This window comes from Arthrobacter sp. TJ-270 (assembly GCF_058269075.1).
This window is the reverse complement of record NZ_JBZCNB010000008.1, coordinates 24071-49826: the sequence shown is the minus strand read 5'-3', so window position 1 is coordinate 49826 and position 25756 is coordinate 24071. Positions and strand designations below refer to the sequence as shown.

At 63.5% G+C, this 25756-nt stretch carries 22 protein-coding genes, 1 tRNA gene and 1 other RNA gene; 13 read left to right on the top strand and 11 right to left on the bottom strand.

Features of this window, described 5'->3' with window-relative positions:
* Window positions 1-39 precede the first annotated feature (39 nt).
* The gene (locus AC4D2M_RS14135; protein ID WP_490892526.1) at window positions 40-918 is read left to right on the top strand and encodes a Cof-type HAD-IIB family hydrolase; all 879 of its coding nucleotides are present in this window, start codon (window positions 40-42) and stop codon (window positions 916-918) included.
* A 13-nt stretch (window positions 919-931) separates the two neighbouring features.
* Here the strand turns inward: AC4D2M_RS14135 and AC4D2M_RS14130 are convergent, their stop codons facing one another.
* Window positions 932-1420, bottom strand: coding sequence for a glutathione peroxidase (locus AC4D2M_RS14130; protein WP_490892625.1), 489 nt, complete (start codon window positions 1418-1420; stop codon window positions 932-934).
* Between the two features lie 113 nt (window positions 1421-1533).
* On the opposite strand from AC4D2M_RS14130, the gene AC4D2M_RS14125 reads away from it, so the two are divergent.
* Window positions 1534-2454 carry an oxygenase MpaB family protein gene (locus tag AC4D2M_RS14125; RefSeq protein ID WP_490892525.1) on the top strand — a complete coding sequence of 307 codons (921 nt, stop codon included), beginning with the start codon at window positions 1534-1536 and terminating at the stop codon, window positions 2452-2454.
* 16 nt (window positions 2455-2470) lie between these two features.
* Here the strand turns inward: AC4D2M_RS14125 and AC4D2M_RS14120 are convergent, their stop codons facing one another.
* Complete coding sequence (locus AC4D2M_RS14120) at window positions 2471-3655, bottom strand: fatty acid desaturase family protein (protein WP_490892524.1); 1185 nt, start codon at window positions 3653-3655, stop codon at window positions 2471-2473.
* A gap of 11 nt (window positions 3656-3666) precedes the next feature.
* Window positions 3667-4728 (bottom strand): ferredoxin reductase, encoded by a 1062-nt coding sequence (locus AC4D2M_RS14115; protein WP_490892624.1) that lies wholly within the window; start codon window positions 4726-4728, stop codon window positions 3667-3669.
* Between the two features lie 201 nt (window positions 4729-4929).
* Between AC4D2M_RS14115 and AC4D2M_RS14110 the strand changes: the two genes are divergently transcribed.
* Entirely contained in the window at window positions 4930-5829 is a 900-nt protein-coding gene (locus AC4D2M_RS14110; RefSeq protein ID WP_490892523.1) for a diacylglycerol/lipid kinase family protein, read from the top strand.
* 60 nt (window positions 5830-5889) lie between these two features.
* Here the strand turns inward: AC4D2M_RS14110 and AC4D2M_RS14105 are convergent.
* Window positions 5890-5974, bottom strand: a tRNA-Ser gene (locus AC4D2M_RS14105).
* 103 nt (window positions 5975-6077) lie between these two features.
* Here AC4D2M_RS14105 and ffs point away from each other — a divergent pair.
* From ffs to recR, 4 genes are all read left to right on the top strand, one after another.
* Window positions 6078-6174: signal recognition particle sRNA small type (gene ffs / locus AC4D2M_RS14100), an RNA gene on the top strand.
* 47 nt (window positions 6175-6221) lie between these two features.
* Window positions 6222-7142: a tRNA glutamyl-Q(34) synthetase GluQRS gene (gene gluQRS, locus AC4D2M_RS14095; RefSeq protein WP_490892522.1), complete on the top strand. Its 921-nt coding sequence runs from the start codon at window positions 6222-6224 to the stop codon at window positions 7140-7142.
* Between the two features lie 9 nt (window positions 7143-7151).
* Window positions 7152-9914, top strand: a complete 2763-nt coding sequence (locus AC4D2M_RS14090; RefSeq protein WP_490892521.1) for a DNA polymerase III subunit gamma and tau — start codon at window positions 7152-7154, stop codon at window positions 9912-9914.
* A gap of 56 nt (window positions 9915-9970) precedes the next feature.
* Window positions 9971-10567: a recombination mediator RecR gene (recR, locus tag AC4D2M_RS14085; RefSeq protein WP_490892520.1), complete on the top strand. Its 597-nt coding sequence runs from the start codon at window positions 9971-9973 to the stop codon at window positions 10565-10567.
* Window positions 10568-10595: 28 nt separating this feature from the next.
* On the opposite strand, the gene AC4D2M_RS14080 is transcribed toward recR, so the two are convergent.
* The 5 genes from AC4D2M_RS14080 to AC4D2M_RS14060 form a co-directional block, all read right to left on the bottom strand.
* Complete coding sequence (locus AC4D2M_RS14080; RefSeq protein WP_490892519.1) at window positions 10596-11246, bottom strand: cyclase family protein; 651 nt, start codon at window positions 11244-11246, stop codon at window positions 10596-10598.
* A complete protein-coding gene (locus AC4D2M_RS14075; RefSeq protein ID WP_490892518.1) occupies window positions 11230-12612 on the bottom strand; it encodes a purine-cytosine permease family protein in 1383 nt (460 codons plus the stop codon). The genes AC4D2M_RS14080 and AC4D2M_RS14075 overlap by 17 nt, the downstream gene beginning before the upstream one ends.
* 27 nt (window positions 12613-12639) lie before the next feature.
* Entirely contained in the window at window positions 12640-13059 is a 420-nt protein-coding gene (locus tag AC4D2M_RS14070) for a YybH family protein (protein WP_490892517.1), read from the bottom strand.
* A gap of 153 nt (window positions 13060-13212) precedes the next feature.
* The gene (locus AC4D2M_RS14065; protein ID WP_490892516.1) at window positions 13213-14334 is read right to left on the bottom strand and encodes an ABC transporter permease; all 1122 of its coding nucleotides are present in this window, start codon (window positions 14332-14334) and stop codon (window positions 13213-13215) included.
* Entirely contained in the window at window positions 14331-15263 is a 933-nt protein-coding gene (locus AC4D2M_RS14060; RefSeq protein WP_490892515.1) for an ABC transporter ATP-binding protein, read from the bottom strand. The genes AC4D2M_RS14065 and AC4D2M_RS14060 overlap by 4 nt, the downstream gene beginning before the upstream one ends.
* Before the next feature lie 196 nt (window positions 15264-15459).
* Here AC4D2M_RS14060 and AC4D2M_RS14055 point away from each other — a divergent pair, with 196 nt between their 5' ends.
* A complete protein-coding gene (locus tag AC4D2M_RS14055) occupies window positions 15460-16746 on the top strand; it encodes an aspartate kinase (protein WP_490892514.1) in 1287 nt (428 codons plus the stop codon).
* 84 nt (window positions 16747-16830) lie between these two features.
* Here AC4D2M_RS14055 and AC4D2M_RS14050 read toward each other — a convergent pair whose 3' ends face one another.
* Entirely contained in the window at window positions 16831-17109 is a 279-nt protein-coding gene (locus tag AC4D2M_RS14050; protein ID WP_490892513.1) for a hypothetical protein, read from the bottom strand.
* Window positions 17110-17245: 136 nt separating this feature from the next.
* Window positions 17246-20338: a S8 family serine peptidase gene (locus AC4D2M_RS14045; RefSeq protein ID WP_490892623.1), complete on the bottom strand. Its 3093-nt coding sequence runs from the start codon at window positions 20336-20338 to the stop codon at window positions 17246-17248.
* 318 nt (window positions 20339-20656) lie between these two features.
* Between AC4D2M_RS14045 and AC4D2M_RS14040 the strand changes: the two genes are divergently transcribed.
* The 5 genes from AC4D2M_RS14040 (at window position 20657) to purL (ending at window position 25730) form a co-directional block, all read left to right on the top strand.
* Window positions 20657-21577, top strand: coding sequence for a 3-methyladenine DNA glycosylase (locus tag AC4D2M_RS14040; RefSeq protein WP_490892512.1), 921 nt, complete (start codon window positions 20657-20659; stop codon window positions 21575-21577).
* A gap of 53 nt (window positions 21578-21630) precedes the next feature.
* A complete protein-coding gene (locus AC4D2M_RS14035; RefSeq protein ID WP_490892511.1) occupies window positions 21631-22212 on the top strand; it encodes an SSI family serine proteinase inhibitor in 582 nt (193 codons plus the stop codon).
* A gap of 193 nt (window positions 22213-22405) precedes the next feature.
* Complete coding sequence (gene purS / locus AC4D2M_RS14030; protein WP_490892510.1) at window positions 22406-22663, top strand: phosphoribosylformylglycinamidine synthase subunit PurS; 258 nt, start codon at window positions 22406-22408, stop codon at window positions 22661-22663.
* Window positions 22660-23436, top strand: coding sequence for a phosphoribosylformylglycinamidine synthase subunit PurQ (purQ, locus tag AC4D2M_RS14025; protein ID WP_490892509.1), 777 nt, complete (start codon window positions 22660-22662; stop codon window positions 23434-23436). The genes purS and purQ overlap by 4 nt, the downstream gene beginning before the upstream one ends.
* On the top strand, window positions 23433-25730 hold the full coding sequence (gene purL, locus AC4D2M_RS14020; RefSeq protein WP_490892508.1) for a phosphoribosylformylglycinamidine synthase subunit PurL: 2298 nt from the start codon (window positions 23433-23435) through the stop codon (window positions 25728-25730). Before purQ ends, purL begins: the two co-directional genes overlap by 4 nt.
* Window positions 25731-25756: the final 26 nt, after the last annotated feature.

Sequence of the window (25756 nt, the reverse complement as noted above, 5' to 3'; positions counted from 1 at the left end):
GATTTCCCAGGGGTGACCGGTTCCGCCGATACTTGGGCGGTGACTTCTTCGCTGACCGGACCTGCCCCCATCGGCCTCCTGCTCGACGTCGACGGGCCGGTTGCCAGCCCCGTCACGCGGACTGTACGGCCCGAAATCATTGACGCGCTCATCAGTCTGGCGGGAGCTGGCTGGCCCGTCATCTTCAACACCGGCCGGTCGGATGAGTTCATCCGCGAAGAGGTCATGAAGCCGATGGTTGCCGCCTGCATTCCCGAGGGCATCACCTTCCACGCCATCTGCGAAAAGGGTGCCACCTGGTTCAGCTTCGGCAGCAATGGAGCAACCGAGGTGCAGGTGGACGAGACCCTCGCGTTGTCGCAGGAGTTTGGAAACGAGGTGCGCCGCCTCGTCGAAGACGAGTTTGCCGACCACATGTTCTTCGACGAAACCAAGCGCGCCATGGTGTCGATCGAGCAGCGCCTCGACGTCGAAAACGTGGACTACCTCGACCGGCAGGGGCCGTTCGACGCCGCGGTCCTCAAGCTCATGCAGCGCTTCGACATGGGCGTTTGCCGCCTGTCACACCACCTTCCGGACAGCGACGACAGCGTGGACTACCGGGTGGACCCGACCATCATCTCCACCGACATCGAATCGGTGCGTGTGGGCAAGGACCTAGGCGCCGAGCGTGCGCTGCGGCTGCTCGACGGGAACATCCCACACACCTGGCGGACCGTCGGCGATTCACGCACCGACTACGCCATGGCCGACTACCTCCACGAACACGGGTACAGCGTCGCCCACGTCGACGTCCGGCCCGCCGACGGAGTGCCGGAGAAGCCCTACCCCGTCCTCACCGAGGGCGAACTGACCAATGACGACGCCGGTGCCGCCTTCCTGCTGCGCTGCGCTGACATCGCGGTCTCCTCCATCTAGGACTGAAACTCCCTCAGGACTGCAGCGCCTTCTCGATCGCTGCGACGACCTCCTCGGAGTCGGGTTCCACTGTGGGTGCGAACCGCGCAACCACAGTGCCGGCGTCGTTCACCAGGAACTTCTCGAAGTTCCACTTCACCAGTCCCGGCAAGGGTCCGGTCTTGAACTTCGTGAGCTCGGCGTAGAGGGGATGCTGGTCGCGGCCCCGGACGTCGCTCTTCTTCGTCAGCGGAAAGGTGACGTCGAAGGTACTGGAGCAGAAGGCCTGGATGTCCTCCTCCGTACCGGGTTCCTGTCCCATGAACTGGTTACTCGGTACCCCCAGCACCACCAGGCCCTGGTCCGCGTACTTCCGGTAGAGCGCCTCCAGCGCAGTGTACTGCGGAGTGAATCCGCACTGGGAGGCAACGTTCACCACCAGAACGGTCTTCCCTTTGAAGTCGCCGAAGCTGCGTTCGGTGCCGTCGATCATGGTCAGCGGGATGTCGTGAAGGTTTTGCAGTGGCACTGATGCTCCTTGGTATTAGGAATTTCGCTTGAATGCGTTGCTGATTGAGGTTCGTCAGCGATGCCTGTCCGGATGTAGCCACCCGGTTGACCGCGCATACTGGTGCAATGGCGTCACCTTTCACCCGTCTTCGGATCGAACTCAAGAACACCTTCACCGGCACGGGCGCCGCACCGCCGGCCTGGACCGAAGAACTGGCTGAGGGCGACGACGTCGGCTACTTCGCTCCCGGGTCCGCCGTATGGGCGGTCCACAGTTCCATGACCCCGACCGTGGGCGGCATTCGTGCGCTTTTGCTGCAGGCGCTGCACCCCGGCGCGATGGCCGGCGTGTACGCCCACTCCGACTTCCGCGAAGACCCGCTTGGCCGGCTCGCCAACACGATCCGCTGGATCTTTACCGTCACCTACGGGTCCACCGAGGCCGCACGCAACGCTTCCGGATGGGTGCGCCGCCTGCATGAGAAAGTGACCGGTACATACGAGGACGCGAACGGCGTCGAACATTCCTACAGCGCCAACGATCCGCACCTGCTGCGCTGGGTCCATCTGGCCTTCACGGACTCTTTCCTCAGCGCGCACCAGACGTACGGGCTCAGCTTCCCGGGCGGTCCCGATGAGTACGTCGGGCAGTGGGCAGTAGCCGGTGAACTGATGGGTCTGACCGATCCGCCGCGCAACGTCGCCGAGCTGCGCGCGCAGCTTGCCGCGTACGACGACGAGCTCACCTCCAGCCACCAGGTGCAGGACGCGCTGGCCTACATCAAGCGCCCGCCCCTTCCGCGGTCACAGCGGCCGGGCTACCGGGTTCTCTTTGCCGGTGCAGTGGCCACCCTCACTCCGCGGCAACGAGAGCTGCTCGGGCTTTCGCTGCCGCATATCGGTCCCTTGCCTCTGCCTGTGAAGCCTGCGGTCCTGCTGGTGCTCGGGGTACTCAAGCTCGGGCTGGGCCGCCAGGGACCGAGCGAGGCCGCGGCGCTTCGCCGGATCAGGCGGGTGCAATCCCCGCACCCGCCTACCGGCAGCTGAGCTCCGCGCCTGCGTCCTAGGCGGTCGCGGGCTTGCGGTCAGGCACTGCGAGCCGGAAGACCTTCGCCCAGGCAGAGCCGACCTGCTTGAGCAGCGGCCCCGTGGTGTACGGCAGTCCGTAGCGATCGCAGATTTCCCGGACCTTGGGGGCAATCTCGTGATAACGGTTCGACGGCAGGTCCGGGAACAGGTGGTGCTCGATCTGGTGCGAGAGGTTGCCTGTCATCAGGTGCATGAACTTCGAGCCGGAGATGTTCGCCGACCCGATCATCTGCCGGACATACCAGTCGCCGCGGGTCTCGCCGTCGACCATCTCTTCCGTGAAGGTGTCGGTGCCGGCGGGGAAGTGCCCGCAGAAGATCACCGCGTGGGCCCAGACGTTTCGCACAGCGTTAGCGGTGAGCGTTCCGAACAGCGCACGCCGGCCCGACCCAGTGAGCATGGCCACCGCAGGTGTCGCAAGGTAGTCCTTGCCGAACTGCTTGGCGGCCTTGCGGCCGAGAGCCTGGAGGTCTCTCCTCATAGCCTCTTTGGACTTGAGGCCCTCCTTGTACTCCGGGATCTCCAGGTCGTAGAGGGCAATTCCCCACTCGAAGAGCGGCGCAAGTACGGCGTTATACACGGGGTTGCCCAGGTTGAAGGGCTTCCAGGGCTGGTCATCGTCCATGCGCAGGAGGTTGTAGCCGACGTCACGGTCCTTGCCCACGACGTTGGTCCAGCGGTGGTGCAGGTCATTGTGGGTGTGCTGCCAGGACCGCGTCGGGGTAACGAAATCCCAGTCCCAGGTGGTCGAGTGGATGTCCGGGTCCCGCATCCAGTCCCACTGGCCGTGCAGGATGTTGTGGCCGAGCTCCATGTTCTCGAGGATTTTGGCGAAGCTCAGCATCGTGGTGCCGGCCACCCAGGCCGTCTTGTTCCGGCCAGAGAGCAGCGCTGCGCGTCCGCCGAACTCGAGGGCGCGCTGGGCCTTGATCACCCGTCGGATATAGTTCGCGTCGTGCTGCCCGCGGCGTCCGAGTACTTCGTCCCGGATGGCGTCGAGTTCACGGGCCAGCTCCGCGACCTGCTCGTCCGAGAGATGCGCGGCCGCGGGCGGACGAACGAGCGGATGCCCGGTTTCGGCGAGCGCTCCGGGCCGTCGGCGGGGTGCGGATTTCTCTACTGCTGTGTCCTCTGACACTTGTTCTACGAGGTTTGTCATACCCTCACTCCTTAGATATCGAGGTTCACCGGTCCGGCTGCCGCCGAAACGCACGTTTGGATTAACTGGCCTGGGTCCCCATGTATTTCGTTGGTGCGGAGGTCCCGGACTTGTCCCGCGCGGAGCGGAAGCAAACAACTGTGGCAAATGCCCATGCGGCAGCCGCTCGGCATGAGCAGGCCCGCATCCTCCCCCACCTCCAAAAGCGGGGTATCACCGTCGGCTTCCACTTCGCGGTCGGAGGCCTCAAAGGTGACCAGACCGCCGTCGTTCCCACTCCCGCCCGCGAGCGTTGTGGTGAACCGTTCGATGGTCAGGCTCCCTCCAGGCAGTCTTGCCTGGCCTTCCCACAGCGACTCGGCACTTTGAAGGAACTCCTCCGGACCGCACGCGTAGGCTGCCCTCTCCCGCCAGTCCTCGCAGAGCTCGTCCAGAGTGTCCGGGGTTGTGAAGTCGATACGGCCGTGCTCGGCAGTGAACCACAACTTCACCCGGAACTGGCGGAACTGGTCTGCAAGCTCACGAAGCTCCTCCACAAAGAGGCTCTTCAAGGGCGTTCTCGCCGAATGGATCAGGACAACGTCCGCATCGGGACGTCGCGGAACCAGGGTACGGATCATGGACATCACCGGCGTGATACCGCTGCCTGCGGTCAGCATCAGGAGCGGGCGGGGCCTGTCGGGAAGCACGAAGCTGCCCTGCGGTGGAGCGAGGAACAGGACGTCCCCCGGCTTGGTTTCGCGCACCAGGACCCCGGACACCGCACCCATGTCCGTGACGGTAATCGCTGGATCCTGGCCCGCTGCGGCGCTCAGGGAATACGAGCGCCAATGGCGGACGCCGTCCAGTTCAACTCCGATACGCGCCCACTGCCCTGCGCGATGAGCTTTCCACCCGCGGCCGGGGTGAAAATAGATGGTGACTGAGTCATCCGTCTCCGGCACCACTTTGGTGACGATTCCGCGCAACTGGCGGGAGGAAAATACCGGGTTGAACAGCGCCATGAAATCTTCCGGCGCCAGCGGAGTTGTCAGTGCGGAAACAGCGTGTTTCAGCCTCGGTCGCCGGATCATCATCCCTGCAGGTCCAATCGAAACTCCTCACAGGTGGGCACATGGCCGAAAGCTGTCAGATCACGGCTGGTGCCGTGTCCGTGTGAACTCAATACTCCACCGTTAGTACGGTTCACTCAAGAATACTTTACTCAGCAGGCTTACGATTACTTCAGAGCCCGTCGCGGAGGCGGCCTCGAAAAACGCCCGGAGGCGCCCAGCATGAACACATCGCAATCATTCGACACCATCTCAATTATCTTCAACCCCAACAGCACTGGAGACGCTCCGAAGCTGGCAGCGGAGCTGCAGCAACAACTCAAGGATTCCCTGCATTACCCGGCAAGGGTGGAACTGCACCCAACCGCTCACGCGGGTCACGCCGTCGAACTGGCCCGTAACGCTGCCGACAGCGGAGGCAAGGTGCTCGTTGTGTCGGTGAGTGGCGACGGCGGTTATAACGAAGTGGTGAACGGTGTGATGGCGAGCTCAAACGCGAATGCTGCCAGCGCCGTCCTCGCGGCCGGAAATGCCAATGACCATCATCGCACCATCAACCGGCAGCCGCTTGCGGACGCCATCCTTGAAGGCTCGGTCCGCAGGATCGACCTGTTGGAAATCAGTGTTGAGGCGGGTTCTGATGCCCACTCGGTCTATGCCCACTCCTATATAGGGTTCGGACTGACCCCCATCGTTGCCATCGATCTTGAGAAAGGCAGCAAGGGTGCCTTCAAGGAAATGTTCACTGTGGTCCGCACCTTCGCAAAGTTCCGCCCGTTCGAGATTCGCCAGAACGACGGCAAGCGCCGCCGCTTCGACAGCTTGGTCTTCGCCAACATCTCGCAGATGGCGAAGTACGCCACGCTCAGCGAAGCCGACGACGACGCCTCTGACGGCAAGTTCGAGGTCATCACCTTCGCCCACCAGGCAAAGTGGCGAATCCTGCTGCGGGCGCTTCGGGCGACAACCAAGGGACTCGGTGACCAGCCCAGCATGGGATATTACGAGTTCACGACGCTGAAGCCGATTCCCTACCAGATCGACGGGGAAGTCCGGTCTGCCCCGGCGCACACGTCGGTGAAGATCAGGAGCGTGCCGCGTGCGCTGGCGGTAGTGGGCTAGCTCGACCTCAGGCACAAAGCAAAGCACCCCGGCCGTGTGGACCGGGGTGCATGTTTACTGCGGAGGATGGGGGATTTGAACCCCCGAGGGCGTTAACCCAACACGCGTTCCAGGCGTGCGCCATAGGCCGCTAGGCGAATCCTCCTCATTTGGAGCAGGTTCCAGAATACCCGTACATGCCAGATGTGCCGAATCGGGAGGTAACTGCCGGAGCAGGCGACCCTCCCGGCAGTTTGTGTAGACTATTACGCGGCCCCTCATGTGGTGTCATCCTGTTGAACTCCCCCAGGACCGGAAGGTAGCAAGGGTAGGCGGGCTCTGGCAGGTGCATGAGGGGTCTTTACGTTCCCTGACAACACGTTTCGTTCCAGCGACTTCCATCAGGAGAATCAGTGACCGCCGGCCGCTTCGCGCCAAGCCCCACGGGCGAACTTCACGTGGGGAACCTTCGGACTGCGGTCCTCGCCTGGCTCTTCGCCCGCTCCACCGGCCGCCGGTTCCTGCTGCGCGTCGAGGACCTTGACCGCGTCCGCGCCGGAGCGGAGGACGAGCAGCTTGCTGAGCTCGCCGCCGTCGGGCTTTCCTGGGATGGCGAGGTCGCCCGGCAGAGCGAGCGGCAGCACCATTACGACGACGCCGTCAGCCGCCTCCAGCGCGACGGGCGCCTTTTCGAGTGCTTCTGCACGCGCCGCGACATCGCCGAGGCTGCGTCCGCTCCGCATGTTCTTCCCGGCCACTACCCAGGCACCTGCCGGAACCTCCCGGAATCAGAGCGGGAAGCGGCCAGTCGGGTGCGGCCGGCCGCGCTGAGGTTGCGCACCGACGTCGAGCATTATGAGATTCGCGACGTCCTCCACGGTCCGTACACCGGTGCCGTGGACGACTTCGTGGTGGTTCGCAATGACGGGGTGCCCGCCTACAACCTTGCCGTCGTGGTTGACGATGCCGAGCAAGGCATCGACCAGGTGGTCCGCGGCGATGACCTGCTGAGTTCAGCACCGCGCCAGGCCTATCTCGGGTTACTACTCGGCCTGCCTCCCGTTGAGTACGCGCACGTCCCGCTGGCGCTCAACCCCGAACGACGCCGGCTGGCCAAGCGGGACGGCGCCGTCACTCTCGAAGCACTCACCGCGGCGGGCTGGGAAGTCGCGGAAATCCGGGCGCTTATCCTGCGATCGCTCGGCTTGCCGGACAGCTCACTGGAGGCTGCGTTGAGGGTATTTGATCCGCAGTCGTTGCCCCGTGAACCATGGATTGTGAACCCTGCCCACCTGTCCTCCACCGATGCCGCCGCGGCCCCACCCAACCGATAGAGTTCTTCTGTGAGTACAGCCCTTTACCGCCGGTACCGTCCGGAGACCTTCTCCGACGTGATCGGTCAGGAGCACGTCACCGAACCACTGATGACGGCAATCTCCAAGGACAGGGTCAATCACGCCTACCTCTTTTCCGGCCCGCGCGGCTGCGGCAAGACCACCTCTGCCCGCATTCTCGCGCGCTGCCTCAACTGCGCACAGGGCCCCACTCCGGTCCCTTGCGGCACCTGCGACAGCTGTGTTGAACTCGCCCGTAACGGCTCGGGCAGCCTGGATGTCATCGAGATCGACGCTGCGTCACACGGTGGTGTCGACGACGCCCGTGACCTCCGTGAGCGTGCCACTTTCGCTCCGGTCCGTGACCGCTTCAAGATCTTCATCATCGATGAGGCGCACATGGTCACCAGCGCGGGCTTCAACGCGCTGCTGAAGATCGTCGAAGAGCCGCCGGAACACATCAAGTTCATCTTCGCCACCACCGAGCCGGACAAGGTGATCGGGACCATCCGTTCCCGTACGCACCACTATCCGTTCCGGCTGGTGCCGCCGGAGCCGTTGATGGCCTACCTGGAGCTCCTGTGCAACCAGGAGAACATCCCGGTGGCACCCGGCGTCCTCTCCCTCGTGGTTCGTGCGGGCGGCGGGTCTGTGCGGGATTCCCTGTCGGTGCTGGATCAGCTGATGGCCGGCGCGGGGGCGTCCGGGCTGGATTATGAGCTGGCCGTGTCGCTCCTCGGTTACACCCACGCATCACTGCTGGACGATGTGGTCGATGCCATTGCGGCGGATGATTCCGCTACCGTCTTCGGCGCTGTTGACCGTGTCATCCAAACCGGTCATGATCCCCGGCGCTTCGTCGAGGACCTTCTCGAACGGTTCCGCGACCTGATCATCGTGAACGCCGTACCCGATGCCGCAGCGTCTATCCTGCGCGGCATCCCTGACGATCAACTGAACCGCATGCGAACCCAGGCGCAGCAGCTTGGGCGGGCTGAGCTGTCGCGCGCCGCAGACATCACCAACACGGCACTGACCGAGATGACCGGAGCCACCTCTCCGCGCCTCCATCTTGAACTGCTGTGCGCCCGGGTCCTGCTGCCCGCTGCCGACCAGTCGGAACAGGGGACTCTCGCCCGGGTTGACCGCATTGAACGCCGCCTCAGTTACGCCAGCGGCCTTCCGGACGCGAGCACCGCGATGGCGGCACCCGTCCCGTCTGAGTCCCAGTCAGCCCCCTCCCAGCCGGATTCCTCACGACAGGCTGCTGCCGCTAAGCAGCCTGCCTCTGCGCAAGCCACACCCCCGCAGCCGGCTGCCGCACCGCCGGCTGCGCCTCAGGCGCCCGCATCACAGCCCTCTGCGTCGCAGCCTGCACCCTCCCAGCCCTCTCCCGCTAAGCCTGCCTCTGCGCAGGCCGCACCCGTTCAGCAGGAAGCCCCGGCTCCTGCGGAGAAGCTGGAGCGGGCAACCCCATCGACACAGGAACCTGCTGCTGCGGATTGGGGTGGCGGATGGGGAATGCCGCCTGAACCGCGCAAGTCCGAGGAAGGCAGTTCGAAAGACGCGCGCACGCCGCAGCCGTCGGAACCACCCGCACCTCAGCAGCAACCGGCGGCCCCCGGGCGTCCAACCTCGGAGAATGAGTCGCAGGCTCCGCGCGGGTCGCTACCGCAGCCGTCTGGCCCTCCCCAAACATCTCCCCAGGCGCCGCAGCCTTCGGCTGGGGCACCGGCAGGACAGGGATCCGGGCAGATCGAAATGATCCGCAGAGCCTGGCCAGAAATCATGGATGAGCTTGCCCGCATCAAGCGCAGTACCTGGTTGAACGTCAACGCGGACGCAAAGCCGCGATCCTTCAGCGACAACCAACTCACACTGGCTTTCGCGTCGCAAGGGAACGCGCTCGGCTTCCAGCGTGGCCAGCACACGGACAACCTCAAGCAGGCAATCAACAAGGTGCTTGGCCTGACCTGCTCGATCGAAGCTATCCACGACGGCGCCGCGGCAGCGGGTGAACCCGACCCAAAAGTACCTACTAGCCGGAACGAGCCGGCAAAGGCGCAGGGACACCCTGGCGCCAACAAGTCCGTTTCACCAGCCTCGAATGGTGAAGCATCCGCAACGGCGGCCGATGATGCCTGGGGGGTCCCCAGCCATGCCGACCCGGCAGAGGGCGTGCCCGCGCATCAGAACAACGCAGAGGGCGTGCCCGCCCATCTGAACCCCGCAGAGGGCGTGCCCGCGCAGCAGAACCCCGTGCAGCGCCCCACCGCACAGCAGGTCACGCAACAGCCCGATTCCCGGCAAGAACCGGCACAGCAAGAACCGGCACAGCAAGAACCAGCGCAGCAAGCCCAGACCCCGCAGGTTCCCGGGCGACAAACCTCTGTCCAGAACCCTCCGCGTAGCGAGCGCGTGCAGCAGCCTCAAGCACAACAGAGCCCCAGCGCACCAGCAGCAACCGACGACTGGCTCAGAGTCGAACCGCCACAGGACTCTGAGGACCCGGGTCCCGAGGAGCCCCCCTTCGAGGAGGAGCCTTCGGTGCGTCCAAGCCGCTACCAGCAGCTGCTCGATGAAGCCGCGCGGGCTGAAGCAGCCCGGCCGCAGCCGCAGGGGCGTCAGACCGGAGCCGTAGACTTGAAATACGTCGAGGACATTCCCAGTGCGGATGACGAAACCATCGAACAGTCCGGGCTTGTTGGACGTCAGGCGATCGAACGAATCCTCAACGGTCGGCTGATCGAAGAACGCAGCCTCGACCAGTAAGGGACCGGTCAGTCCAGCCCGGCCAACTCAGCACCACCTACAGCTAAGGCAACCCCGTGTACGAAGGCGCAGTTCAGGAGCTCATCGATGAGCTGGGACGCCTGCCCGGCGTGGGCCCCAAGTCGGCACAGCGCATCGCGTTCCACATTCTTGAAGCCGATGGGGACGACATGAAACGTCTCGTCAACGCGATTGTCACCGTCAAGGAGAAGGTCAAGTTCTGCACAATCTGCGGCAACGTCGCAGAGCAGGAGACCTGTGGCATCTGCCGTGACCCCCGGCGTGATCCCTCTGCGATCTGCGTGGTCGAAGAGTCCAAGGACGTTATCGCCGTCGAACGTACGCGTTCCTTCCGCGGGAAGTACCACGTGCTCGGGGGGTCCATCAATCCGATTGCCGGGATCGGCCCCGAGCAATTGCGAATCCGAGAGTTGCTGAACCGTCTCTCCGATGACCAGGTTCAGGAAATCATCATCGCCACTGACCCCAACCTCGAGGGCGAAGCAACAGCCACATACTTGGTGCGCATGCTGAAAACCATCGGCATCAAGGTCACCCGCCTGGCTTCCGGCCTTCCCGTGGGCGGCGATCTTGAGTACGCCGACGAGATCACCCTCGGCCGCGCCTTCGAGGGCCGCCGCACCGTCTCCTGATCGGGCGGAGGTCAGTCTTTTCCTGTCGCTACGCTTCAGTCCCGGCCACGGCGCGGACAGGAGCACCGTCCGCGTCCCGCAGCGGCAACGGGAACATACCTACCCAGCAGCGGGCAGGGAGCTCGCTAACACCGCGCAGATTCTCAACGATCAAACCGTCGCGGCCCAGAATCAGGTCATGAACCGGTAGCTGGAAAGAGTCGTCCTCCTGCAACGTGGGGTCCGGGCTCAGAGTGTCAATTCCCAGGACGCGCATGCCGCGGTCCGAGAGTTCCGCGGCCGCGTCAGGGGCAAGGTACGGGTGGTTGAGGTAGGCCTCTGTCCCGAACATGCGGTCCCAACCAGTTGCCAGAATAACTATCGGCGGCACGACCTCATCAACCTGATCCGCAAACCGCGAAAAGGCGATCTCCTCTCCGGGCGCAAGCCCGCTTACCTGCACAATGGCAGCAGCTCCTGCCAATTCGTCCAGACCGACATCGCTGATCGTACGACCACTCTCAATACTGTGGGACGGCGCGTCGATATGTGTTCCGGAGTGGGAGCCGAGGTGTACGGCCATAACAGACACGCCATTTTCGCTGACGGTCAACGAAGGCGCGAGGGCGACCTGAGGATCACCGGGGAAGACCTGCATCCCTGAGGTGATCGGGTGGCTGAGGTCAACGTACCTTCCCAAGCCGGGCCTCCTCCGCCAGATGACCGGCGGGTTCCTCCTCGACACGTCGGCCCCGGAAAGAGAACGCGAGATACAGGATGAAACTGAGAACAAAGGCCGGGATGGTGGCACCGATGGGGCTCGGCCATAGGTAGGTGAGTATGTAGGAGACCGCCGCACCGACTACCCATACGGCGATTGCCGCCCGGTTCACCCCTGCCGTGTACCAGTAGCGCCCTGGGCCCTCACGCAGGATGTCGAGCGTGTAGCTACCGCGCTTGATGATGTAGTAATCAACGATCATGATGGCGAACACCGGTATGAAGAACGCACCGATCATTACGAGGAAGTCCGTGAACTGGTTCAGAAGGGCGAGCCAGGTGGAACCGATGATCGAGATCACTCCGACCACGAGCGCGGTGGGCAGGAAGCGGAAATTCCAATGCGCCTGCGCGTTGACGACCGACGTCACCATTCCATACACCACCATGGTGTTGGTGGCCATGACCGACATGAAGATGACAATGGCCAGCGGGGTGCCGAAAGCTGCGACGATAACAGTCGGGTCGAACGGCGCAGCGGGACCCCCGGACAGGATGACATAGCCGATGGCGGTGGCACCAAGCGTCATGGCGAGCACAGTCGAGACGACGTAACCAATACCGGAGCCAAGAATGCCTGCGCGGCTTGACCTTGCCAGCCGGTTGAAGTCGGCTGAGAGCACCGTCCAGGAAATGGCTGTGGCAATCACAATGTCCAGCACCACGAAATTGGTGAACCCAAGGGACTCGTCCACTTCAATGGCGGCGAATTCTGCCGGATTGAAAGCGGTGAATGCAGTGACGAAGACATAACCCATGATTGCCAGGATGATGACGGCGAGCCACGGCTCGACTTTGGCGATGCCCTCATGTCCGAGGATGGCCAATGCGACCACCAGGGTTTGGGCCAGGACTGCGAAGAGGATCGGGTTGGAGAATCCGGTCGCCGACTCGACGAGATAGTTGACCGTCACACCGGCCAGCATCGCCTGCACCCAGCTCCAGCCCATCAGGATGATGACATTCGCGGCCACCGGCAGGAGGGTTCCTCGCGTACCGAACGCTCCACGGGTGATCGCCATGGTCGGCAGTCCCGTGCGCGTACCAATGTTGCCGACCAGGGTAAGCACGACGGCGCCGCCGACCGTACCGATGACGATCATGAGGAGGGCGTCGGTGAAGCTGACCGCTGGCACGAACAGGGTTCCGGTCAGCAGCGTAGTGACAACAAAATTGGCCGCCAGCCATATCATTCCAATGCGGCCCAGGGGCAGCGTGCCCCGGAGTGGACCGAAACCATCCGCATTTTCCTGCAGACGCGTATCGAGACGCTTGTAGAGATTCATGACGCTCCTGGAAGTGGGGGCCGGGAACTACTCCGCAGAAGCGGGAGACGGCGAGAGATGTTCGTGAATTGCGATGAGCCTGTCGTTGTCATCCCAGCGGAAGACGATGGTTTCCCGCTCTCGGTATGACTCCTCACCGTCGCGGGTCCGCGCGGTAGTGGCCACTTCGTGGCTGAAAACTGCTCCCCCGTGGAAAACGGTGACTTGTTGATTGCTTGAAGCGCAGGAAACAACGGACCACCCGCTCGAGACCCAACCCGACCACAACTCCTCGTATGCCGCCCGGCTGTCAAGCTGATGCTGCTCCGTGTGGAAGATGAAGCTCGATTCCGGCGCGAAGGCAGAGAAATACCTATCCGTATCCGTCGCCGCAAATGCGTCCACGATGCGTGCTGCCGCTTCCAAGACTTCGCGCTCGGAGGGTTGGCGGAGCTCGAAGCTGTCCATGAATTCCTTTTTGAAAGGTCAGAAGCAGCGGAGGTGTCACCGATGCAATGAAAGTTGACCTTAGGTAATCTAAACACCCGTGTCAAGAGTCACATCGGATGTCGAGCCTCTCGCGCTGGCCTTTGTGAAACGAGGAAGGCTGCCGGATGGAGCTCAGGCAATACGGGTGCCCCGCGCCAGACGGCGAACCGGAGTCACTAGTTTGCGTCGGCCGGCCCACAGCACCAAAGCCGCCAGGAGGCCCTGCAGGCCAAGGCCCAGCGGCCAGATGGGCAGGGGCTCGGAGTCAATTTCACGCGAACCCGGTCCGAACATTTGCGCTTCCTCGCAGGTGACCTCGTAGTCGGGGCCGGCCTGTGCAAGGCGGACCTGTTGGCTGATACTTTCCATCACTCCGGGCGCGCGGTAGTTTTCACCGAACTGACCTGTGGAGGGTGCATCAGCATCCCGGTCATAAGGGACCGCGTCCGCAACAATCACGAACGGGTTGGCAGCAAGCAGCCAGGTTGTGCGCTCGGTGTGCCAGACCGACGTGAACACCTCATTCGTCACGCACTCGAGCTCATCCTGGGTGGGTACCCGCCCGTTCGCAAACGCCTCGGGAGGATAGTCGTAGAAGGACTGGGTGACGCGCACGTCTTCCTCCATGACCAGGCTCATGCTGAGCCCGAACGCGATCAGCGTTCCGAGGCCCAGCAGTGCAACCACCATGTAGGTGGTGACAATCGAAAACAGGGGCCTGCCCGCCAGGGCGGAAATACCGACCCCGAGGGCACACACCAGACCCAGTTCAACCGCCAGCAATACCAGCGAGACGATAGCCTCGAGCGGATTGACTCCTCCCAGTGCCAATGCCCAGAGAATGAACGGGGAGCTCAGCGCAAGGAATGCCAGCGACGCCACCCAGGACGCTAGCCATTTGCCCCACAGAATCTGCCCGGGTGTCAGCAGAGTGACCTGGAGGATGGCCAATGTGCCACCGGCCCGGTCGCCGTTGATCGCGTTCGCAGACAGGCCCGGCGCAACCAGCAGTCCAAAGAACAGGACGAAGCCCACCACAAGGTCGAACAGGAACGGACCGGTGCCGTCCGTGGCCGCCATCGTGAGCGCCGCCAGCAGGAAAACCAGGCCGACTACGAGGAACCAGACGGCCATCATGATGTACCAGGCGCGGCCCCGCAGCCGTTGCTTCATCTCCAGACCAAAGATGGTGCGCACGCCTGAAACATAACCGAGCTCGTGGGTACGGCCCTCGTCCACTATCTGCGTGCTCATTCCTGCTCCGTATCCAAGCTCATGTAGGTCTCTTCAAGGGCACCGCCTGCAGGCGCAAAAGCGGTGACGACGACGTCGGCGAGAATGAGCGTACGCAGAAGCCACGCCGCCTGCTCCGTGCTGCTGAGCAGCACCTGATACTCGGTCCGCCTGGAATCCCCGCGTTCCTCGAAAGCGACACCGTGGCTCGCGAGCGCGTCGGCAAGCGCCCGCATCGGAGCTGCCTGGATGCAGTACCTGCGCAGTTGCGTACCCGCTTCATCCAGGGTCTGGCTCTTGACCGATTCACCCCTGTTAACGAACACGGCGCGATCAGCGATCTCGTCCAGTTCCGACAGGACATGGCTGGACACCACAATGGTTCTACCCTCCGCTGCAAGCCTCCGGAGCATGACGCGGAGTTCAACCCGGGATCCTGGATCCAGTCCGGATGCCGGCTCATCCAGTAGGAGCACCTCCGGATTGTGGATCAACGCTCTGGCCAGGCTGAGCCGCTGCTGCTGTCCGCGGGAGAGTATTCCTGCCGGCGCGTCGGCGTAGTCGCTCAGCCGAACCTCGGCGAGCAGTTCAGCGGCGCGGCGCGAGGCCGCCGTCGTCGTCAGTCCGTACAGTGCACCCACGGTGGTGAGGATTTCGCGGGTCTTGAGGGATTCCCAGACACCAAGTGTGTCCGGCATCCAGCCGACCTTGCGGCGCACCGCGGCGGCATCGATTGCCGGGTCCGACCCTCCCACGGAAAGGGTGCCTGAATCCGGTGCCAGCAGCGAAGCCAGGATCAGCAGCAGTGTGGTCTTGCCGGACCCATTCGGGCCGATCAGCGCTGTCACTTCCCCCGGCGGCGCCTCGAAGTCGATGTTGCGGACAGCAGCAACAGACCCGAAACTTCGTCTGATACCTCTGGCAATGATTCCCCCATACCCATTGGTCATGAGGCGACAGTAGCAAGGAGGCCGGATTCCCGGCATAATTCGACTCACGATTGGGTGAGCCGATATGCAGCGGTTAACATGGTGTGCGGTTATCGGCCGTTGATCGTCCGTTTTCCAGTGTCCCAATAATCGACCTTGTTCCGGGCGCCGATGACGCCGCCACAGAGCATCTCCCAAGTTTCAGCGAGCGTGGCGCATGGCATTAATTGTTCAGAAGTTCGGTGGCTCGTCCGTGGCCGACGCGGAAGGCATCAAGCGTGTCGCCAAGCGCGTCGTGGAGACGCAGCTTGCCGGCAATCAGGTCGTCGTCGTTGTTTCCGCTATGGGCGACAGCACGGATGAACTGCTCGATCTCGCCGGGCAGGTCAGCACCTCCTCGAACCCGCGCGAGATGGACATGCTCCTCAGTGCCGGTGAACGCATTTCCATGGCGCTGCTCGCGATGGCCATCCATGAGGCAGGGTCCAACGCGCAGTCTTTCACCGGTAGCCAGGCCGGCATGATCACCGACGCTATCCATGGCAAGGCCAGGATCATCGCCGTCTCGCCCTATCGGATCAAGGCCTCCATCGACAAGGGCGACATCGCGATCGTGGCCGGTTTCCAGGGAATGAGCCAGGACAGCAACGACATCACCACCCTGGGCAGGGGCGGTTCCGACACAACCGCCGTGGCCCTCGCCGCAGCCCTCAAAGCTGACGTCTGTGAGATTTACACCGACGTCGACGGCGTGTACACCGCTGATCCGCGGGTTGTCTCGTCCGCGAAGAAACTCGCGGCGATTTCCAGCGAAGAAATGCTCGAGATGGCCGCCTCAGGCGCCAAGATCCTCCACCTTCGCTGCGTGGAATACGCTCGGCGCTTCGGCGTTCCCCTGCATGTCCGCTCATCCTTCAGCCAGCTCGAGGGGACCTGGGTGCTTCCCAACCCCGACGACACCATCAAGATTCAAGAGGGAGAACCCTTGGAACAGCCCATCATTTCCGGTGTTGCACATGACCGTTCAGAAGCGAAGGTCACCGTAGTCGGCGTACCCGACATCCCAGGCAAGGCCGCTGAAATCTTCGGCATTGTCGCGGGCGCCCACTCGAACATCGACATGATTGTGCAGAACGTCTCCACGCACGGCTCCGAACACACGGACATCTCCTTCACCCTGCCCATCGTCGAGGGCGCGGAGGCGCTCGCCGCGCTCAAGGCCGCGCAGCAGACCGTTGGTTACGAGAGCATCGAGTACGACGAGCAGATCGGCAAGCTGTCACTGATCGGCGCCGGGATGCGCTCGAACCCAGGTGTGTCCTACAAGTTCTTCCGGGCGCTGTCCGACGCCGGGGTGAACATCGACATGATCTCCACCTCGGAAATCCGTATTTCCGTGGTCACCAGCGCAGACCTGCTCGACACCGCGGTGCGCGCTGTGCACGCAGCGTTCGACCTCGACGGCGACGCCGTAGCGACCGTGTACGCGGGAACCGGCCGCTAGGCTCCGCACTTCTCTCAGCGTTGAGTTGGCAGGACACACCCCGAATGCACTGCCAAACGGGGTGTGTCCTGCCAACTCAACGCACTATTCCTCCGTGTGGAGCACCGGTTTGGTGAAGTAGTCCTTGTACTTCTGGACAGGCTCCGTGCGGCGGGCTGTCTGATGGTCCGGGTGCCTCCGGACGGCGTAGTGATGGCCGTCTGAATCCACCTCAATGTTGAGTTCGGCGAGTTCGGCCTCAGAGGCGACTTCGAACTCATCATGCCGGTGCACTACCGGCTCATCCAGGGCGTCCCGCTCGGGCGGTCCAAGGAAGATGGTGGCGGGGTTTTTGATCCAGCGGCGCCGGGGTCTCTCAGCCATGGGTATCGCCTTCTTTCTGCGGCTGTTCGAGTATCCACATCTTAAGTCTGTGTGGGTGAAAAAGATCCGGCAGCACGCAAAAATCCCCCGCACCGATACTGGTGCAGGGGATCTCTGCGTCTGCTGTTGGCGTCTGTTACTTGCCGTTTGCTGGACTGGTGCCCTCACTGGGAGCAGGAGGTAGCTTGTCAGCGCCACCGGTCTCCGGGACTACTGCCGCTGAGGCTTCGCCCGAACCGTTCACGACAACCGAAATGAACGTCACCGAAGTGGATCCCTCGTAGGTCACGCGGCCAACATAGGAGCCCGGCTCCAGGCCAGTCCAGTTCAGGGTGACTTCTCCGGACTCACCGTTCGCCAACTCCAGCGGATTCGGCGCAATGGAGGCGTTGCCTTCGTCTGCGCCGAGGATCGCGGCGTCGAAGGTCGCCGCAGTCGCCTGACCATTGGGGCTCGCATAGAGATTGACGACCGCTGTGTAGGTGCCCGGGATCGGGTCCTGCAGGTTCAGCGTTTCACTCGCCGACGCGGTCGCCACCTGGTAGAGGCGGCCACTCGGGTCGAACACGAAGAGGTCGAAATCAGCGCCGGGATCAGAGGAGAACACCGACATGCTGGCGAACGGGGTCCCCTCTGGAACGGCCACTTCGGTCATGTAGTTCGACGCGTTGTTCTCGACCGCTACCGGACCCGGGGTGAGGGACAGCGAAGAGCTGCTGGCCTTGGAGAGGCCCTGAAGAGTCAGGTTGACCGGAGCGTCCGTACCGGAAGTCACGGGGATCGTTGCGCTGCCGTCCGGCCCTTCAGAGGTGAAGGACACTTCAGACGGAGCGACCACGGACTGCGGACGAACGGCGATCGGCGAAGCGACAACCTTGTTCTGTCCTTCCCAGACGAGGGATCCCTTGGCGAACTCGGCCAGGGGCGCATCAGCGTTCTCGAAGGTCACTTCGAAGGTGCGGGTCTCACCGGCGGAGGTGAAGTTCAGCACCGAGGGGGTGACCGTGACATTCACACCGGGCACGTTGGCAGTTGCGGTGTAAATTCCCGGGGTGAGCGCGGTGACCGTACGGGTGACGGTCACCTTGCCGGTCAGGTTGCCTACCGCGAAGGACGGCACATTCATGTCCTTGGCGTCGATGCCCTCGAGTCCGTTGACGTCCGCGTAGCCGGTTCCCTCTACGAACTGGAGGTATTCGTAGCGTCCAGCGTCGTAAATCAGGCCCGGGCTCAGCACGTTCGTGGGATCGACCTGGCCCGCGCCGGTTGCGAAGACGTCGCCGTCAACGCCGCCGTCCGCGTTCTTCACCGGATCGGCGGTGGTCATCATGGCGGACTTGACCGCAGCAGGCGACCACTTGGGGTTCTTGGCAAGGATGAGTGCGCCGACCCCGGCGACATGAGGGGAAGCCATCGAAGTCCCGGAGAGGAATCCGTATTCATCGCCGCCGGTACCGATCGGAGATACACCCGCGAGGACCGCAACACCGGGTGCCGCGATGTCCGGCTTCAGCAGATCGGAGCCCGTGGCGAGCAGCGGGCCGCGTGAGGAGAAGCCTGCGATCTGCGGAACAGGAGGCAGTGCCTCACCGGTTGTGTCTTCGGGCACCAGTGCAACCTTGATGTCCGGGTCGGCTGCAACCTTCTCCTTGAGCGCAAGGCTCTGCGGAGCGTTGACGTGCACGGTCGGGACCGAGTGCTTGTCGGTGTCCATCGATGAATCGGTGAGGTTGACCAGGATCATGCCCAGACCGCCGGCGCGTGAAACTTCAGCGGACTTCGCAACGCGGTCATACACGCCGCGGTCGCAGACAACGATCTTGCCCGTTACCGCCGCCGGGTCCAGAGAGTTCGGTGCGCACAGGGCAGCTTCGGTCGCTCCTGCCGCGGCGGCGTTGCCGCTCAGAACCACCGGGCTTGCGGGGACACCGGCATTCATGATGCTCGCTCCCCGGAATTTCGTTCCATCGGAGAATTCAGCGGTGCCCTGAAGTGCGTGGCTGAAGGTGCTCGCGGCAACGGTGGTCACCCAGGGAGCTCCATGGTTGACGGTGCTGGCAGTCGGGCCGGAGTTACCGGCCGAAGCTGCCACGAAGACACCCGCGGATGCCGCACCCAGGAAGGCGAGCGAGACGGGGTCTGTGGTGGTCGTTGCGCTGCCCGAGATCGAATAGTTCAGCACGTCCACGCCGTCGAGAACCGCCTGGTTGATGGCAGCGATCGAAGCCGAGGAGTAGCAACCGCCGGTATTGGGGTCGGTGTCGGCCCAGCACACCTTGTAAATCGACAGCTTGGCGGCCGGGGCTACACCGGAAGACTTGCCGAAGTCGCGCCCGTCAACCGTCTGGGTAACGTTGCTGTTGCCCGCAGCCGTGCTGGCGGTGTGCGTCCCATGGCTATCGACATCGACGGGCGAGAGGACCTCTTCAGGCGCGCGGTCCGCCTTCGGTACGAACTCTTCGAAGTCCTCCGCGAAGTACTGGGCCGCCAGCACCTTCGAATTGCACTCTGTGCCGGAGAAGCGGACGCCGACCTGGCACTCACCGACGAACGTCGTGCCGTCGGACTTCAGCATCGCTATGCCGTCCTTGGCCCGGTATGGCTGGCCGACCTTCGGCTCTTGGCCCTTCTTCAGCTTGACGACCTTGTCGCCCTGGAAGAAGGGGTTGCTCGGTGTGTAACCGGTGTCGATGACGCCGACGACGGTTCCCGCTCCCGCGTTCTTTTCGCCGCCGAACTGGGAGTTCCACGCGCCGTCCCCGCCGCGGAGGTTGAGGATGTCCAGGCTTGAGTAGTCATCCGGTGCGTTTTCGACGTCCGGAGCAACCAGGCGGACGTTCGGATCCTTGGCGAGTTCAACCGCCTGGTCCGAAGTGAGCTTGGCGCTGAAGCCGTTGAGTGCAGCGGTGTAGGCGCGGTTGATCTCCACACCTTCCTCGGCCGCTACGGCCTGCTGCTTCCGCTCCAGGTGACTCTTGTACTTCTGGAAGTCCTTCTTTTCGCTGAGCTTTTCGCCCTTCTCCGGCTTGGTGGCCGCAATCCCGGGCACGCCGCCGTCGTACGTCGCCGCAGGCTCTTCATTGAGCACTACGATGTAGCGGCCGTCGGGATAGTCCTGGGGGTCCACTTTCTCAACCGGCTGGATCTGCTGGGTAGCAGTAGAACCAGCCGGGGCAGCAGCGGCGGGAACCGCTGTCATTGAACCAAGGATCAGCGGGAGGCCAAGCATGAGAGCTGTAGCTCTGCGCAGCCCACCTGCCCGCGAATTCCTGTTGTGGGGATCTTTCACGCGAGGTTACCTTTCATTGAAAAAGCGGCCGTCCTCGGCCGGACAGAAAGCAGCCGGTGTGGGGTCTGTGCCCTGAATCACGACCGAACTTTCCATAGGCTACCCCCGAGTAGGGTGGCCCTGGGTCGGTCCTGAGGAGAACCTGCCGGTAAACAGAGCTTTCGGGCAACAAATCGTTTTCAGAACGCTCGTTCATTCACTTCGCAGGCCCGAAATGGTACAAGACCGTTGCCTGAGGCCATCAGGGATAATGGGACGGTGCCTGTAACAGTCCTCGCTCCGGAAGTGTGGGAGCCCCGAGCCCTCGCCCATGCCGAGCGGGTGCGCGCCTACACCGAGCCCTACCTCCGTCGCCGCGCCCAGCAGCGCAAGCACCCGGTCGAGGACTTCCTGTTCACCTACTACACCCAGAAGCCCGCACAGCTGCTGAAGTGGCACCCGGGTGCGCATTCCGTACTGACCGGTCCCGGCGCCGTCGAGCGTGTTGACTGGAAGTTCTACCGCGCGCTGACCGCCGAAGAGCGGCAGCAGTTGGGACTGAACGACGACGACGCCGCCGTCACCCTCGATCTCGCCGCTTTCCTGAGTGCGCGGCGCGAGGCAGTGGATTTCGCCGGAATCATCCTTTCCGGCACGGCCGCCCGCCCGGCGCAGTTCGGCTGCTTTGGTCTGCATGAATGGGCGATGGCGTACAAGTCGGAGGAGAACTCGATCCGCCACGAATACCTGGGCCTCCGGCTGGGTGCCGGCGGGACCGACGAGGCGGTGGAAGCGAACCGCATCCGGTGCACCCACTTTGACGCTTTCCGTTTCTACGCACCGCAGGCGGCTCCGCTGAATGAACTTCAGCCCACCCGCGCGGCACAACGGGACCTTGAGCAACCGGGGTGTCTGCACGCGAACATGGACCTCTACAAATGGGCGTACAAGCTCACGCCCGCTCTTCCCAGCGAGGTGGTGATGGATTGCTTTGAACTCGCCTGGCAGATCCGCATCATGGACATGCAGGCTTCTCCGTACGATCTCGCCGAGTGGGGCTATCCGCCGATCGCCATCGAGACACCGGCCGGCAGGGCAGACTATGTGCGGGCTCAGCGCGCGTTCTCGGCTGAATCCCAGCTAAAGCGTGCAGAGTTGCATGAGTACATCAAACAACTGCAGCTCGGTTCCGAGCGCTGATTCAGGTCGGAACCGTGCAGAGAGAAACATCGAGGGCGACAAGGAGGTTCCCCATGGGATTCGCACATGGCGTTGCAGTCAGGAGCGCCTCCATTCTTACCGGCATCATTCTCGCCGTGTCGCTGGGCGGATGCGGGGCAACAGGTGATCCCAGCACCGAACTGACCGCCGCCCCTCCCAGTTCACCCATTACCGATTCCGCCGAACCGTCCCCATCGCCAACCGCCTCGGAGAGCAGCATGTCACCGGAGTCGCCGAAGCCGACGCCCAGCCTCCCGTCCGACCCGGCGGCAGTCGGGACCGCGATGCTGACCATCAGCATAAAGCTGAGTCCCGAAACGCAGCCCACCGAGTACTTCCTTGAATGCACTCCGGACGGCATCGGCGAAAATACGACCGTGCCTCAACCCGAGGCCGCCTGCGAGGCCGTCAAACGTCTCGGCGCCTCCTTTTTCAATGCCCAGCCGGACCCCAACCGGATGTGCACCCAGCAGTACGGCGGCCCCCAAACAGCCACAGTCAAGGGCACCGTCGATGGGCACCGCGTCTACGCGTCCTTCTCCGCCACCGACGGCTGTGAGATTGCACGGTGGAACGCTTTGGAATCCATTCTGGGCCCGGCCGGCGCGAGCTGACGCCCTCCTGCAGGGCCCGGGTCACAGGCCGCTGTATTCGGCCGGTAGAATGGAACAGCAAGCTCGCGGAGCGCTGGATCTCGCTTCAGGATCATCCTTGAACACACACAACATCCGAGCGTGAGACGGCACCCGTCGGGCAACCGCATTTAACCGCATTTTCGCCGTGTTTATACTTCACAGGAGTTGCCGGATGCCCCGGATCGTTGTTGACGTCATGCCCAAACCTGAAATCCTCGATCCGCAGGGCAAGGCTATCGCCGGCGCCCTCCCCCGTCTCGGGTTCACCGGATTCGCTGAGGTGCGCCAGGGCAAGCGGTTCGAGCTGACCGTCGAGGGTGATGTAACCGAGGAAGTGCTGGACCACGCCCGCAGCGCAGCTGCCACGCTGCTCTCAAACCCCGTGATCGAGGACGTGACCCGGGTCGAGGTCATCGAGGACGCACAGTGACTGTCGAAACTCCCCTGATCGGCCACTCCGCGGCTGAGACCGTGGATGCGAGCCTGTCCGGCGTCCGTGTCGGCGTCGTCACCTTCCCCGGTTCGCTCGATGACCGCGATGCCCTGCGTGCTGTCCGCCTCGCAGGCGGCACCGGCGTCCAGCTCTGGCATGGTGACCACGATCTCAAGGACGTCGACGCCATCATCATCCCGGGCGGCTTCTCCTACGGTGACTACCTGCGTGCCGGCGCCATCTCCCGCTTCGCACCGTTGATGGAGCAGATCACGGCAGCCGCTTCCGGCGGCTCGCTGCCCGTGCTCGGTATCTGCAACGGCTTCCAGGTCCTCACCGAAGCGCACCTGCTTCCGGGCTCCATGGTGAAGAACAACCACCTCCACTTCCTGTGCAAGGACCAGCGGCTGAAGGTCGAGAACACTTCGACTTTCTGGACCTCCGTGTATGAACAGGGCAGCGAAATTGTGGTGCCGCTGAAGAACCAGGACGGCCAGTTTGTTGCCGACGAGCGCACCCTCGACGAGCTCGAGGGTGAGGGCCGAGTGGTCTTCCGCTACGTGGGCGGCAACCCGAACGGATCCCGCCGGGACATCGCAGGCATCACCAACGAGCACGGCAACGTCGTGGGCCTCATGCCCCACCCGGAACACGCCGTCGAGGCGGGTTTCGGCCCTGACTCCTCAGCATTCGGCGAGGTCGAGGTCCGCGGCGGCGTGGACGGACTCGGCATTTTCACCTCGGTACTGCAGAAACTGGTTAATAAGTGACTACAGAGACAACCTCCAAGAAGTTCAATATCGACACGGTCGCGCACGCCGAGCAGACTCCTGAGCAGCTCCTCCCCTGGGCCGAACTGGGCCTGAAGGAAAACGAGTACGAGCGCGTCGTCGAAATCCTCGGACGCCGGCCAACCGCTGCCGAACTCGCCATGTACTCGGTCATGTGGAGCGAGCACTGCTCTTACAAGTCCTCCAAGGTGCACCTGCGCCAGTTCGGCGACAAGGTCACCGACGCCATGAAGGAACACCTCCTCGTGGGAATCGGCGAGAATGCCGGCGTCGTTGACATCGGTGACGGCTGGGCGGTGACCTTCAAGGTCGAGTCCCATAACCACCCGTCCTTCGTTGAGCCGTACCAGGGCGCCGCGACCGGCGTCGGCGGTATTGTGCGCGACATCATCTCAATGGGTGCGCGTCCGGTCGCGGTCATGGACCCGCTGCGCTTCGGTGCGATCGACCACCCCGACACCCCTCGTCTGGTTCACGGCATCGTGTCCGGCATCGGCGGATACGGGAACTCCCTCGGGCTGCCGAACATCGGCGGTGAAGTGGTGTTTGACTCGGTGTACCAGGGCAACCCGCTGGTCAATGCGCTGGCTGTCGGCGTCCTGCGCCACGAGGACATCCGGCTGGCCAACGCGTCCGGCGTCGGCAACAGGGTCGTGCTCTTTGGTGCTCGGACCGGCGGCGACGGCATCGGCGGCGCCTCGGTACTGGCCTCGGAATCCTTCGACGACGCCAAACCCTCCAAGCGCCCAGCCGTCCAGGTCGGCGACCCCTTCGCCGAGAAGGTGCTCATCGAGTGCTGCCTCGAACTGTTCAAGGCCTCCGTTGTGGAAGGCATCCAGGACCTCGGCGCAGCCGGCATCTCCTGTGCAACCTCCGAACTTGCCTCGAACGGCGACGGCGGCATGCACGTCGAGCTCACTGACGTCCTCCTGCGCGATCCGTCGCTGACTCCGGGCGAGATCCTGATGTCGGAATCGCAGGAACGCATGATGGCCGTGGTTACGCCGGAGAACGTCGCGGCGTTCGAGGCCATCATGGACAAGTGGAACGTCGAGTACTCCTGGCTGGGTGAGGTCACGGACACCGGCCGCCTGATCATCGAGTGGGACGGCGAGAAGATCGTTGACGTCGACCCCCGCACGGTCGCCCATGACGGTCCGGTCTACGAGCGCCCGTACCACCGCCCCGAGTGGCTGGACAGTGTGCAGGCTGACTCCTTCGCGGGGGACCGCCCGGCTGACGGTGAGAAACTCAGGTCGGCGGTGCTGGAGCTCATGGCTTCACCGAACATGTGCTCGAAAGACTGGATCACCAACCAGTACGACCGCTACGTCCAGGGCAACACTGCCCTCGCCATGCCGGATGACGCCGGAGTGGTGCGCGTTGACGAGGAAACGGGCCTTGGGATCGCGCTCTCGACGGACGCGAACGGACGCTACTCCTACCTCAACCCGTACGACGGCGCCCGCCTGGCTCTGGCCGAGGCGTACCGAAACGTCGCTACCTCGGGTGCACAGCCGATGGCCGTCACCGACTGCCTCAACTTTGGTTCTCCCGAGGATCCCGAGGTCATGTGGCAGTTCGCGGAGTCCGTACGCGGCCTTGCCGACGCCTGCCAGGAGCTCGGCGTTCCGGTCACGGGCGGCAATGTATCGCTGTACAACCAGACCGGCGGAGTGGCCATCCACCCGACGCCGGTTGTGGGTGTGTTGGGAGTGTTCGACGACGTCGCACGCCGCACGCCGTCGGGCTGGCGGGAGGACGGACAGGCCATCTACCTGCTCGGAACCACCCGGGATGAGCTTGACGGATCCGAGTGGGCCAACCTGCGCGGACACCTCGGCGGGCAGCCCCCGGCGCTGGATCTGCAGGCGGAGAAGACCCTTGCGGCGATCCTCATCAACTCCTCACGTGACGGAATGATCGACGCCGCGCACGACCTCTCCGAGGGCGGCCTTGCCGCGGCTCTCGCCGAAGCTGCTCTGCGCTTTGGAGTCGGTGCCCGCATCGCAATCGACGAGCTCTGCGAGCGTGACGGTATCGATCCGTTCACTGCGCTGTTCTCTGAATCACAGGCACGCGCCGTCGTCTCCGTCCCGCGTTCGGAGGAGGTGCGGTTCAACGACATGTGCACTGCAAGGAACTTCCCGCGCACCCGAATCGGTGTGGTCGACGTGGAGAACCAGGCCCTCGATGTCCAGGGCCACTTCACCCTCCCGCTGTCGGAACTGAAGGAAGCACACGAAGCCACGCTTCCGAAGCACTTCGCATAAGCAGACGACCCGGCAGAGCACCGGTG